Here is a 13,709-nt window from a genome sequence, read left to right on the forward strand (position 1 = left end):
GGAAGCGATAGCGACCGAATAGCCTGGTGCCGTAGGAGCGTTTGCACAGCAACGCGAATACCGGCACGGCCCCAAAAAAGCCATAATGCCGCTTGCTAAACTTTTGTCTGATTGAGGTAAAGGACGGCCTTTTCCAAGCCCCCTACAGTGAGGGGATACATGGGGAAGAAGCTTTTGATAATGCTGACGGTGAAGGCGTACTCCCAATAACGCTCGCGGAGGGGGTTGAGCCAGACGGCGCGAGGGAAACGGGCGTGGATGGACTGCCACTGGGCGATGCTGGACTGAGAGAGTTCGTAAGGGGCCATGTCGGCATCACCGATAACGAAAACCTGATAGTCTTTGGCATTGGCCAAAATCTTGTCGATGGGTTCGAAGTTGCGGCGGGCGGGGTCGGTATAAGCGCCACCGTAGATGGTGTTGTGGAAGTAGTAGGTTTTGAGGTCGTGGGCAAAACGACGTTTCATTTTGGAAAACAGCTTAAGGATCATCCGCACGTAGGGGGTCATGGAGCGGCCACCGTTGTCGACCATGAGGATGGCTTGGAGTTTTTGTTCTTTTTTGTCTTTTTGTACGGGTAGGAATAGCCCTCCTTGGCGCACACCTTCGCGGACGGTCTCGGGTATATCGAGGATGCTTTGGGCTGATTCTTCTTCGATGCCCTTCAAAAAGGAGAGAGCAACATCGATATTGTCATCCTGGAGGGGCATTTTGCGATCGACGGGGTAATATTGGCGGTCGCCGATGACTTTGCGGGCCATTTTTCCGCCTCCGGGGCCTCCTAGGCGAATACCTCCGGCAGCTGCGCCTCCGTGCCCGTAGGGCGACATGCCCCCCTGCCCTATCCAATGGCTACCTCCTCGATGCTGGGTTTTCTGCTGCTCGGCGATCTGCCGCATTCGTTCCAGCAATTCTTCCAAGGACATATTGCTATAATCGGCTCCTTGCTGGATGGGGCTGTCGTCGGTATCGGCCATACCTTCTTCATCAGGAAGGTCATCGGTATCAGCCAAATCGGGGTTATTTTCTCTGAAAATAGCTTCGCCATCCAGCATCTGCTGAATATCATAGCTACTCATATGGATCTCGTTCAGAAAGCGGTCTACTAGATCTTCGTCAGTCTCTTCGTCCAGGAGGTCTTCGCGTTCCAGCCATTCTTGATATACGCGGGAGCGCTGGATGGCTTGCTCTAGTTTTTCTCCCGGCTGGAAGTCGATGGTCAGAAAATAGGCGTAAAAAGCTTCGGAGAAAGGGCCGTAATCCTTGGGGTCATTGGTCACCAAACCTTTTAGCACCAGGTATAAATCTCCTAATGTGCGCACCAATCCTCGCTCCAGGCTTTTGCGGAGCAGCAAGAGCGTACGTACATCTGCCTGTAGGCCGTGCTCGCGGAAGGTATGTGGGAGGGTAGAGAACATAGGATCGGTTGGATGGTTAGATGGTTGGATCGTTTCAAGTCGGAAGTGGGAGGTCCGAAGTGGGAAATATTTGGTTGGTACTCAAATTTATGTCATTCAAATACTTCCGAATTCCCACTTCCGACCTTCGACTTGAAAATTATTTCCCGTAGAGGCGTAAGACCTTTTCCATATCCTTTTGGGTTTTTACGAGGACTCCCATGCCGCTACGTTCTTGTATTCGCGACTGTGCTTCTTCGGGAGAGAATGCTTGGAGGTATTTGATCCAGTTGAGGAGTTCTCGGGTGGAGGGGGCTCGTTCCAGGCCCATTTCGCGGAGTTGATAAAACAAGTCGAGGCACCTGTCCAATAGTTGAGGTTCCAGTTTAGTGAAGTGTTTGGCGATAATTTGGCGCATGGTAGCGGGTTCTGGAAAGCGGATGTAGTGGTAGATACAGCGCCCTTTGAACGCCGTGGGTAGCTCCTGCTCTCGGTTACTTGTGATCACCACAGCTGGCATATCCGTTTCTGACACCTCGATGGTACGGCCGGACTCTGGGAGGATGAATGCGCGGTGGCTCAGGGCATAAAGCAAATCATTGGGAAATTCACGGGGCGCTTTGTCTATTTCGTCAATCAGCAAAACCGAGTGGGGTTTAAGGTAAGCTTTAGCCCCCGGCCCTAGCTGTACGTAATCATCGAGGTTTTCGGTCATTCGGCCACTGCTGCTGAGGGGTTCCAATCCTTTCTCTTCGCGTTGCGCATTGAGCACTTCTACCTGAGAGTCACGTAAATAGCGTACATGGTCAAAGTTGGCGACAAACTGCTCGACCGTACTCTTGGAGCCTACAGGAAAAACAAACAGCTCCAAGCCCTGTTCTTTTGCGTATTGCAATGGAAGCTCTGTTTTGCCTGTTCCGGGTTCGCCTTCAATGAGCAATGGCATCCCCAGCACTCTGGCCATGTGAAAAGCCTGGGCCAGTTCCGCATCGCATAAATAGTTTTCAGATCCTGTCCATAAGGAAGTCAGTGCCATAAGATCGTTGTATTACACAAAATAAGTTGAGCCTAAAATTGTCGTTGCAAAAGTAACTCCCAGCGTTGCCATTCCCCAATGAGCAGGGCATTATCCTGATTAAAAAACAAACTCCGGCTACCTCCCGACAAGTCGCCGTAATCAACATCTACAAACATTCCGTCTCTGGAGATCTGTAGCAAAACAGCCCACTTTTCATTGTACTTGGCCTTTATTCCGTAGGCCCAATAGATGCCGTAGCTGGTCTTCATTCCGCCTTTAACACTACTTACAATGGGGTATCCCGGGCTTTGAGGTTCCCCTTCTTTCAAAATAGCATATCGTTGGTGTGAGAAAGGAATAACCATACCGAAACCTAGTTCTGCAAAAGGGGAAACGCGAAAGGTGGGAAAGGGTTCTAGTTTGCCACCTATATTGGTTTGAAGAGCACTCATCTCCCATTCCTGCGCGTAAGTTCCATTCAATGGCCCCAAAGTCAAGTTAGAGGTTTGCCGATAGTAATAAGGCTGCAAACCTGCCGTAAGATGGAAGCCATTAAACAAGCGGCGAAAATTGCGTTCAGTCGCAACACGAATGCCCCAATAAGCCCCCAGGTTATCAGATTGATTAATCAGGTTAATGGGAGTTATCAAACCAAAATTAAGTCGCCACTTAAAAGGCTTTCCCAAAAAGGAATATCGAAGAGCATCTGGTTCTAAACAATGATTAATTTCCTCTGTGGCTAATAGTAAATTGTAAGTAGTTGGTTTATCCTTAGACTTTAGTTCAAAATTTGGACATTCATCCCCTACCATAGCCCTCATTTGAGCAGGAACATCAAAAAGGTCGACTTGCTTATACCCAAGAGACGAATGTAGTTGCCAATCAAATGCGCCCTTACGAGCGACCCCATGATAAAGGTCAACTTCCCCTCCTACCACTTGCTGGTACAACGTGCTGGTTCCAATATCATGGTGATCACGATAAAATAGCGTATCTCCATTGGTCACCAGCCAATCTATATTCTCTCCTTCCAGGGGAATACCCGTTTGTGAACGATACCTGATCTGCCAGGCTTTGGTCAGCATTATTTTTGGAACCTTAACTTCCCCACTATCTAACTGTCCGGTTGTAGTTTGCCAATGTGCAGGAGCCCAGTTTTGGGCATTACTGAGAATACCCGCAAATAGAATTAGCGCTAATAGTAAATAGGACTTCATAATATTCCGGTTGGCTAAGAAGAAAGCGAATTACAGCCTTTATTCATTTGGAAAAGCACAGAAAAAACTCGCCCCTTCCCCTGGTTTACTGGTCGCCCAAAACCGGCCAGAGTGCAACTCCATGACTTGGCGAACAATAGATAGACCAATGCCTGTTCCACTGAATTCACTGCCATGCAGTCGGGTAAAAGGCTTGCCTAATTCGGTGCTGAAATCTTGATCAAAGCCTACACCATTGTCTTTAATTTCAAGGATGGTTTCAGTGCCTACCCGGTTTGATCGGATAATGATCACCGGTGAATCTGTTTTTTGAGAAAACTTAATCGCATTACTGATTAAGTTTTGTAAAACATGCCACAATAGTTTTTCATCAGCAGCGAGAACAGGATCTTCCAATTGGTAATCAAAAGTAAACTTCTCTTTATCATCAAGCGCCGCCGTAACTTCTGTTACGATTTCTTCACTCAAACCAGCTAAATCTACGGAGCTTTTTACGATGGGGTCTTTACCTATTTTTGAATAGGTCAAAAGGTCACTAACCACGGCTTGCCCTCTTTCTAAATAATGCCGAGCAAGATCGAGATACTCCTGAGTGTCTTCAGGAAGTCTCTTTTTACTACGCTGTTCGTATAAATCCAGAAAAGAGCGAACACTTCTGAGTGGGCTTTGCAAATCATGAGACATCGCCCTTGTGAATGTCATCATGTTATCGTTGGCAAGCTGCAAGTCCTCTGCCTGTTTTTTAATAGTATCCCTGCTATCCTCTAAGGCATAAACACTAAACGCACGCTCACGGTCATACCTGGCTTGAAGCATCATCAAGATGATCGCAATAATACCAGCCATAAGCATGGATAAAATATACCCAATTCCGGTGGTTATATTTCCTAATGAATAACTAACCAGCAAGGTCAAAATCAATATTCCTCCCCCCACAAAACTGATTGGCCTACGGCCACCAAAAGCAATTACAGCAATCAATACCCAGACGGTCGTGTATCCTGTTGTTATTGCAAACAACTGCCTATCAGTTGCATCAGGATCAATAAAAATCTGGGCAGCCATTATGGACATCATCGCAATGATTAGCAACATCATCAAGCTGTAGAAAAACACCACCTTATCTTGAAGAGGAACAAGTATGCGAGAGCACAAGTAGAGCACTGGGCCAGCAAGTCCTAAGAGTCGCCAGGGCAATGTATTTTTTAATTGGAGATCATATATATCCCCAAAATAAAACAAGACGATAAACACAATTGCTATAAATGCAATGTACTTACCCCAATTCAGGGTTTTATGAGCTAGTTCTAGCTTATAACGTTGCTGATAATCAATTGTCATGCCTGGTATTACAAAAGGGTGCTAAATAAAGGTAATAATAAAAAAGATATAAAACCAATTAACATTCAATCATCTATTCATACTTCAATATACACCAGCAACGAAAAAATGTACATCCCTCTCTTCCGAATTCATACAATCAAGTCTTACTCCTGCGGGGATAAAAGCCACCTCTCCCTGTTGAAAAAACTGCCCATTTAAGCTTGCTTTTCCGCTGATTACCAATAAAATTCGCGGGCCATTTTCCATTCCAGTAGCAATTTCTCCTTTTGCCAAACGGCACTGCTTCAATGTAAAATCTGGCACCGGCACCGGATAGCCAAGTCCCTTTTGATGATCCTCCTCACCAAGTAATATTTGAGGTACAACTGCTTCGAAGTTAATATTGTCGAGTAGTTCAGGTACATCAATATGCTTTGGCGTGAGGCCTCCACGTAGCACATTGTCACTATTTGCCATTAATTCGACGTTCACGCCCCGTAAATAAGCATGAGGAATCCCGGCGTCTTGGAAGATACCTTCCCCCTCGGCCAGATACACCAAATTGAACCAATAGATAGAGAAGATACCTCGATCGTGATGTCCTTCATTACTGTATTGCAAAAAAGCTTGCCAGGCCCAATAGTCAGCATGACTAGGCGTAAGTTCTTCCTGCTTTTCATTTAGGTGATGGTACAATGGTTCCAATAAAGAGAAAACCTCTTCCTCTGTAGCCGCCATCACTTTTTCGTATAAACCAGGTACTCCTTTAGCCGCTACTTCTGGAACCAGTTTGTCCCAACCCGGTAGGGTATGTAATGATTTTTCACTAGCATCCCTGTGCCGAAAGCCATGGAGAAGCCAAAAATCGGTCAAAGCAACCATAACCTCTGGTTTATGGTTTTTGTCCTTATAATTTCGATGCGCCGCCAAGAGCGGTATGCCTGCCGCTTCTTCCTTTTCAAAACGTTCAACGGCTACCTCGCGCGTAGGATGCAACTGGATAGAGAGCATCTCCTTTACGTCAAGAACTTTAAAAAGAAAAGGCAGTTCACCAAAAGTCTTTCTTACTTCTTCTCCTAAAAATTCGGGATGCTCTTGGAGCAGAAGCGACAAATCCTTTGTGCCTTTTTCTGTTAATACTTTAGCGGTTCCTTTGGGGTGAACGCCCATCCAGTATTCGGCCCAAGGTTCATTATCTTCGTTGGTTTCATGTAACAATCTGGGTAAAAAATCCGTTCCACCCCACTGGTAATGCTGGACAATGCCACGAAGTTTGTAGATGTGATTTTCTTTCATTTCCAATCAAACCATTTATTATAAAAGTGTAGAAAGTCAAGTTGAGATACCTGAAAAAAAGATAAAACTTGGTATCATTGTTTTCCAGCCCATAGATAATAATAAAATGACGATACCGCAAATAAAGGATTTACTCCGAAACGCTAAACTAGGCCGTGCCATCAATGCTACCGCTGAATTACCAGCAGTAGCCAACGATACAGATAATAGCACAACCATTACCATCTTCCAAAGCAGGTATAATACCAACAAAAAAAATAAAATGATCGGTATCATCGATGATGATGATTTCCGTAAAGAAGAAGCACAGCTTACCCACAGTTTACTCGGCCTTTTATCTGGCCTGAGTGATCAAGCTACCACCACAGGTGGTTCTGCTGAGCCAGTAGCAATACCTGCTCCTCCCCCGGCTAACCCTGTGCCTGATGCAGCAGTTGATGATGGCATCACCAAGATTTTGTTCCTGGCTTCTAACCCCTCTGATACCGCTAAGTTGCAGCTCACTACCGAGCATAGCCGTGTTTCTGCACGCCTACAAGAAGCATTAGAGCCCGAAAAATTCCCCTTAAAATTCAGACAGGCCGTTACGCCTTCCGAATTTGCAGAATACCTTTTTTTGGAAAAGCCAGATATCGTTCACTTTTCCGGCCACGGTGACCGTAAAGCCCCTGAGGTGCAGAGCATGATCCAGGAAAGTCGGGCAGGAAGAAAGGATACCACTGCAAAATCAGCAGCTAAACAAGAAGAAGAATCCGGTATTTTCTTGCTGGATGAAGACAAACGCCACGCTCATTTCGTAAATACAACCTTCCTCAAGCGTACTTTCAAGAGCATGGTGAAGCGGCAGAATATACCTATCAAAGCCGTTGTTTTTAACGCCTGTCATTCTAGTCAGCAAGCCGAAGCTATCTCCCAAATTGTTCCCTATGTAGTAGGGACTAGCTGGAGTGTTGGCGACAAAGCCGCTACCGCTTTCGCATCGGGCTTCTACTTTGGCATTGCTCAGGGCATGGATATCGAAGGTGCTGTTGATTTTGGTATCAACCAAGCACTTGCTTTCAATGAACCCGAAGATCGCTTCCTGCTTTATAAGAATGGGGTGAAGGTGGAATGGTAGGAATTATTAGATGGTTTACTAGATTATTCAACCTACTCCTCTTTCAGTCTTAGAGTATTGATATCACAATTGTATTGCTGGCTCCATAGAAACGCCTTCTTCTGGTAAAGTCTCCTCTTTTTGCGCCTTATTCTCAAGCTCCCTACTACTTGAATTCCCCCAACCCTTAATTTGCCGCGTTGGTAAAGCTCTGATTTGTTCCGATGTCAGTTCTCCGTTGTCAGAAATATTTGTCACTTCTGAAGGCTCATATACGACAACAAAGGGCGCTTGCCCGCTATCGGTCTCCTTTTCTAAAACGATGTTAACCTTGATTCTCTTTCCTGGCGAGACGGTGATGTCAACGACCTTCGTCGTTTGAAACCCTAAATAACTAGCTTGCAAAACATATACACCAGCAGTTACATTACTAAATACATAGTTTCCATCAAAATCAGTTTCAGTACCTGACTTCAGCAGCCCATCTTGATAGAGGTCAACACTACCGAAAAGAATGTTTTCACCCGTTTCAGCTTCTTTTATCTCTCCAAAAATTTCGGAGGATTGCGCCCATAAGCCCCCTACAAATAGCCCAAAAAAGAAAAGCAGGAATAGTAATCGCATCATTAGTATCTTGAAAACTTCAATGAAAAGTTAAGGTCTTTCTTTTTATAATACTTTTGCCACCAATAGCAGCCATAAGTCAGGAGGCTGATACCTTTGTAAACTAATTTTCCTGTCTGTCTCAACTTTTTCCCAATCATTTGTTTTATTATTAACGTAATATTGCGCAAAAAACAAGTTGAGCGTTCGCTTCGCGTCTACTTCGTGGTCTTTGAAGTTTTTCAAATAGTTGACACACTTAAAATGAACCGCTTTGCCACCTTTTTTAAAAAACGAAGACTCAACTTGTTTTTGTGCTGTTCCTAACTATTGCCTACCTGATTAATGATCACTGAAGACTACCAAGCCATTGCCGACACCATCCCCAAACAACCGGGAGTTTACCGCTTTATTGACAGTGAGAACAACATCCTTTATGTAGGGAAGGCCAAAAGCTTGCGGAGCCGTACCGCGGATTATTTCGGAGACCGTAAGGACCGGATACATCGTACCCGGATCATGGTAAAAAACGCTTCTCGGCTGGAATTTACCGTTGTTGAAACAGAAACAGACGCGCTGCTCCTGGAAAGCGCATTGATCAAACAGTACCAGCCGCGCTACAATGTGATGCTCAAAGATGGCAAGACTTACAGCTACATCTGCATCAAAAAGGAGCGTTTCCCCAGGGTGTTTTTTACCAGAACAGTTATCCGTGACGGTAGCACTTACTTTGGCCCTTACACCAGCAAAGGAAAGATCAAAATCATCTTTGACCTCATCAAGCAGTTGTTTCCGCTACGCACTTGCACCTTCAACCTCAGTGAAAAAAACATTGAAGCAGGTAAAGTAAAAGTGTGCCTGGAATACCATATCAAAAATTGTATGGGGGCCTGTGAAGGGCTGGAATCCGAAGAAGACTACAACGAGAAGATTGATCAGATCAAGAACATCCTCAAAGGTAATTTCGGACCGGTAAAACAGCATTTTACGGACAAAATGCAGCAACATGCCGAAAACCTCGAATTTGAGTTTGCCCAAAGGCTCAAAGAACGCCTCACTGCTTTTGAAGACTATCAGGCAAAAAGCACGGTGGTCAGCACCACTATTCGTGATGTTGATATTTTCAGCCTGGCTATTGACGAAAAAGAAGCCTATGTCAACTACCTAAAAGTAGTAAATGGCGCAATCATCCATACCCACACCCAGGAATTGATCCCCAATTTGGATGACGAAGAGGAAGATTTGCTCCAATTTGTGATCCCTCGCCTCCGGGAACGCTTCAATAGTATCGCTCCGGAAATCATCCTCAGCGCTGAGATTGAAATTCCCGATACGGAGGCTACCGTAGTTGTTCCCAAAATTGGCGACAAGAAAAAACTACTGGAGCTCAGCGAAAAAAATGTCCATTACTACCTATTGCAAAAACGCAAGCAAGCAGCCACCTACGCTACCAAACAAACCCCAACAGAGAGAATCCTAAAAACCATGCAGGAAGACCTGCAAATGGATCAGGTGCCTTTTCACCTCGAATGTTTTGACAACTCTAACATTCAGGGAACTAACCCCGTGGCCGCTTGTGTGGTATTCAAAAATGGTAAACCCAGCAAGAAAGACTACCGCAAATTCAACATCAAAACCGTTGTAGGACCTGATGACTTTGCGAGTATGGAGGAAGTTGTCTATCGTCGTTATAAGCGCTTACTCGACGAAGAGCAGCCCCTCCCCCAATTGATCATCGTAGACGGTGGTAAAGGCCAATTAAGTTCTGCCATGAAAAGTATTACCAAACTAGGCCTGGAAGGCAAAATTACGGTAGTCGGCATTGCCAAAAAGCTCGAAGAGATCTTCTTCCCCAATGATTCGGTCCCTCTATTAATCAATAAAAAATCGGAGAGCCTTAAGGTCATTCAGCACGCCCGTAATGAGGCCCACCGCTTTGCGATCACTTTTCACAGAGACAAGCGATCCCAAAATTTCACCAAGAGCGGACTAACAAACATCCCCGGCATTGGTGAAAAGACAGCCGAAAAACTCCTCATTCATTTTGGGTCATTGAAAAAAGTACAAGAAGCCCGCGCTTCAGAGATTGCGAATGTTACCAATCTCAATGTGGCAAAGAAGTTATTGGATTATTGGAAAGAAAACAGCTAATTTTTATTAAATTCAAGCATTCCAGTTAAAACCTAAAACACATTATGCAAACTCTTACCCGACTGCTCTTTGTTCTGGCTGTAGTGGCTACTGTCAGTTGTTCGCCCCGCCTTTTGACCAAGGATTACGATGAAGTAAAAGTTCAAAAGATTTATTCCGACGTCGTTGGTGATGCCGCAAAACCTCAACCTTGGGAGATTTCTCAAACGCTGACGCAAGTTATCCCCACCAACGATGCCCTTGTCCAGAAAACCATCAATGGAATTAAATACATCCTGGTTTCTACTTGGCAAAACGACACCACTTATTACGTCCCCAACCCCTCTACGGGCTACTACAATACAGGAAACTACCCTATCTGGGTAACGCTCGCACCTCAACTTCAACAGCTATGCCAAACGCCTGCTTTTGGGCGCAGAGAAGGATTGGATTTACGGCTGAAGCAATTATTAGGTCTACCTCCTGATACTAAAAAGCAGTATTTTGTTGAATTTTGGGTGCAACCCAAAGACCTCTTCCGTCCCTGCCCCGATCCGGAAATAACAGATGGTTCCTGTGACTTAGCCTTCCCTGCCGATGTTAGTGAAGACCATAAAAAATGGATCAATGATTTACGCTTAGCCTCTTATTACAATCCAGACTGGAACAAGAATTACCCTTGGACAGAACTCGGCTACACCTACGATTGGAACCGGAAAAACAAAACCAATGTAGGGCTCAGTGAATTTGTTATTCAAAAAAACAGCAATCTTGTTATTCACAACATTAGTCGCACGGAAGAATATTGCAAGGTGAGTAAATAGACCTGATCGACGGATAATCAACATCAAAAAAACCACAAACATTGCCCCCCACAGCGCAGGGGCCTGACATTCATTTCTGATCACATTCATGTAATGCCACCTTGGCAATCCCTGTAAAACACATATCGACTTAAGATATACCTAAAATCCATCGGATTTAAGAAACTGTTAATCAACAGCTTCTTGATTGTCCCCCCATCTGTCCCCACTTTCTTTTCCTTGGCTGCCAAATTCTATATCTAGATTTGGACGGCAACAAGGCTATTAGAGCTTACTTGTGGTCGTTTTAATCTAAAAATCAACGACTTAGAACTCAAAACTGCGCGCTTGGCGAGTCAAGTACGTTATTTTGAGCGACGACAGGTTTCTAAAGTATTGGTTTTCAGGCTTAGCAAATCCCAAACCAGCTCTAATCCTACGCCTATCTTTTTTTCAAAACAATTAACCATTATGAAACTTATCTATTTACTCATTGGATTTTTAATGCTGGCGGCTTTGCCTACAGCAACAGCTCAGGAAGAAAAGGATTGGACCTTATTGGTTTATATCGTCGGTTCTGATCTTGAATCAGGAAGCGATGCAGCTTCGACTGATATTGCAGAGATGATTGCCGGAGCGACTTATACCGATTACGTTAACGTGGTACTTCTCACAGGCGGTGCTAACAAACCCGGCTGGGAAACACCAAGAAGCTTCCTGATTGCCGATGGTCAACAAACGGAACTTGATTTTCAGCCGACCAGCGAAGACATGGCTAACCCCGACAATGTCGTTGAATTTATCAACTGGGGTATTGCCAATTACCCTGCTCAGAGTTACATGCTCGATTTCTGGAATCACGGCGGAGAGCTGAGAGGCTACGGCTGGGTGGATGGTACAGAGGATCATCTTTCTATCAATCAAATCCAACAATCCATTGGTCAGAGTACCTTTATCACCGAAGGCAACAAGTTTGATGTGATCGGGTTTGACGCCTGCTTGATGGCTTCCCTCGAAGTACAGAGTATGCTTAAGGATTACGCCTATTTCTACGTCGGTTCAGAAGAAACAGAGCCTGGACACGGCTGGAACTATAAGCCTATCATCGAAGCCATGGAAAGTGGCGAAGCACTGTATGGTGATGAAATCGGCACCATCATCGTCGACAGCTACCAACAACACGCCATTGATGAAGAAACCTGGAGCACTGGCGTAACACTCAGCCTTACGGACCTTGGGCAAATTTCGAACTTAGAAACCAAACTTCAACTTCTACTGGATAAAATCGGAACAGAGGACAAGGAAGACGCGCTCCAAAGATCAGTATCAGCCACAGAGGAGTACGGCAAATCAGCTCAGGTTCCTGCAACATCAAGCGACGTTGTTGACTTAGGCGATTTATTGAAGCACATTAAAAACTTTGACTCCAGCCTTGACGCAGAAGCTACCGAAGTAATGACAGCCCTCGATAGTACCGTGATTCATAGTATCAATGACTCCGGGCGGCCTAAAGCAAGTGGGATGACGGTCTATTTCCCTCACAACGTGCTGAGCAGCGAAGGAGAGTTAGAATACGTCATCAATGATGTATACACTCCCCTGAATATCGCTACTCCATTAAAGAATTTCATACTTGACGACTACATTCCTTTCATTACTTCAGATGATAGTGCGCCAGGAGGTTTCATGATGAGTGAATCTCCATCTTCTTTTCTAGGAGGGCCTACCACAGGAGGAGTAGTGACTACTATCATTCTTACGATTGAGCACGATAGTGATATTGAGCATGTACAAATCGTTCTGGACGAAGAGTTTACAGGCAACCCCGGTGAGTACATCTTACTCGGTAGTACCTTCCCGGATTCTATCGCAAACGTGGACGAAAACACAGATGAATACTATTACTTTTGGGATGAGCAATGGCTGGGTCTTAATGGCCATCCTGCCTATATTTCTGACATCCACGACTACGAACTAGAAGACGAGAATGGTGAGATTACGAAGTTCCACCGCATCCACATCCCGGCTATTCTGAACAATGAAACGCCAGACGAGAAGAACATCATGATCAACTTCCGTTTTGATGAAGAATACAACATCACGCTGGAGGGTATTATGCACGAACACAATGGAGAAGGAGCTTCAAGAGTAGTACCCAAAGAACGTATCAAACTTCAGGCTGGCGACGAGATTCAGTTACTCTATGAGATCTTCAACGAGGTAACGGATGAAGAGTTCTTCTACGAAAAGCCAGGTGCTGTCATCACTATCGAGAACGGTAACGAAGACCTTCAACTAGAGTACGACCAATTGGAAGATGGAAATTATAAAATTGGTTTCGCCATCCTGGACCATTCTCATAATGATACGCTCGTTTTTGATGACGAAGTCTTCCAGGTAATTTCCAACGCTACCATTGAAAACTTTAGCGATAACAACATCCAGATGTACCCTAACCCTGCTGATCAAGGGTTCAACGTTGTATGCCCCGATCAATTGGAAACAACTTTTGTGCTCACCTTGACCGATGCTAGCGGCAAAACAATTCTAACAACCGAATTGGCCCAAAGCATCTTTATAGAAACCAAAAACATTCCGAATGGCATCTATACGGTTTCACTTTCTGCCGACGGTAAAACCTTTATCGATCAAGTAGTAATTCAACACTAAGCTTTACAATTTGTATGAAAATGTGTGTTAGCCACCTTTAAACAAGGTAATTTATCCATCCCTCGATTCTTATGGAATCGGGGGGTGTTTTTTCATGCCAGTTTGTAATAGGTCTTATAATCTTCCTGAGCCAAAAGACATTCAGCCAGTCCAATA

At 44.8% G+C, this 13,709-nt stretch carries 10 protein-coding genes; 4 read left to right on the top strand and 6 right to left on the bottom strand.

Annotated elements, in window-relative coordinates; genetic code table 11:
* Nucleotides 1-95: 95 nt before the first annotated feature.
* The 5 genes from ACRBG0_RS15255 to manA all read right to left on the bottom strand — a co-directional run bounded on the left by ACRBG0_RS15255 (nt 96) and on the right by manA (nt 6,251).
* The gene (locus tag ACRBG0_RS15255; RefSeq protein ID WP_431487728.1) at nt 96-1,418 is read right to left on the bottom strand and encodes a hypothetical protein; all 1,323 of its coding nucleotides are present in this window, start codon (nt 1,416-1,418) and stop codon (nt 96-98) included.
* Between the two features lie 139 nt (nt 1,419-1,557).
* Nucleotides 1,558-2,433: an AAA family ATPase gene (locus tag ACRBG0_RS15260; protein ID WP_020538939.1), complete on the bottom strand. Its 876-nt coding sequence runs from the start codon at nt 2,431-2,433 to the stop codon at nt 1,558-1,560.
* Nucleotides 2,434-2,465: 32 nt separating this feature from the next.
* Complete coding sequence (locus ACRBG0_RS15265) at nt 2,466-3,632, bottom strand: hypothetical protein (protein WP_431487729.1); 1,167 nt, start codon at nt 3,630-3,632, stop codon at nt 2,466-2,468.
* Between the two features lie 39 nt (nt 3,633-3,671).
* Nucleotides 3,672-4,973: a sensor histidine kinase gene (locus ACRBG0_RS15270; protein ID WP_431487730.1), complete on the bottom strand. Its 1,302-nt coding sequence runs from the start codon at nt 4,971-4,973 to the stop codon at nt 3,672-3,674.
* An 84-nt stretch (nt 4,974-5,057) separates the two neighbouring features.
* Entirely contained in the window at nt 5,058-6,251 is a 1,194-nt protein-coding gene (gene manA / locus ACRBG0_RS15275; protein WP_431487731.1) for a mannose-6-phosphate isomerase, class I, read from the bottom strand.
* A gap of 106 nt (nt 6,252-6,357) precedes the next feature.
* On the opposite strand from manA, the gene ACRBG0_RS15280 reads away from it, so the two are divergent.
* Nucleotides 6,358-7,368, top strand: coding sequence for a CHAT domain-containing protein (locus ACRBG0_RS15280; protein ID WP_431487732.1), 1,011 nt, complete (start codon nt 6,358-6,360; stop codon nt 7,366-7,368).
* Nucleotides 7,369-7,431: 63 nt separating this feature from the next.
* Here the strand turns inward: ACRBG0_RS15280 and ACRBG0_RS15285 are convergent, their stop codons facing one another.
* The gene (locus tag ACRBG0_RS15285) at nt 7,432-7,971 is read right to left on the bottom strand and encodes a carboxypeptidase-like regulatory domain-containing protein (RefSeq protein ID WP_431487733.1); all 540 of its coding nucleotides are present in this window, start codon (nt 7,969-7,971) and stop codon (nt 7,432-7,434) included.
* Between the two features lie 324 nt (nt 7,972-8,295).
* Between ACRBG0_RS15285 and uvrC the strand changes: the two genes are divergently transcribed.
* The 3 genes from uvrC (at nt 8,296) to ACRBG0_RS15300 (ending at nt 13,553) form a co-directional block, all read left to right on the top strand.
* Entirely contained in the window at nt 8,296-10,101 is a 1,806-nt protein-coding gene (uvrC, locus tag ACRBG0_RS15290; RefSeq protein ID WP_431487734.1) for an excinuclease ABC subunit UvrC, read from the top strand.
* Between the two features lie 44 nt (nt 10,102-10,145).
* Complete coding sequence (locus ACRBG0_RS15295; RefSeq protein WP_431487735.1) at nt 10,146-10,904, top strand: hypothetical protein; 759 nt, start codon at nt 10,146-10,148, stop codon at nt 10,902-10,904.
* 450 nt (nt 10,905-11,354) lie between these two features.
* The gene (locus tag ACRBG0_RS15300; RefSeq protein ID WP_431487736.1) at nt 11,355-13,553 is read left to right on the top strand and encodes a clostripain-related cysteine peptidase; all 2,199 of its coding nucleotides are present in this window, start codon (nt 11,355-11,357) and stop codon (nt 13,551-13,553) included.
* The last annotated feature ends 156 nt before the right edge of the window (nt 13,554-13,709 follow it).

The sequence above is a fragment of the Lewinella sp. genome, from assembly GCF_050633125.1.
Taxonomy (GTDB): Bacteria; Bacteroidota; Bacteroidia; order Chitinophagales; family Saprospiraceae; genus Lewinella.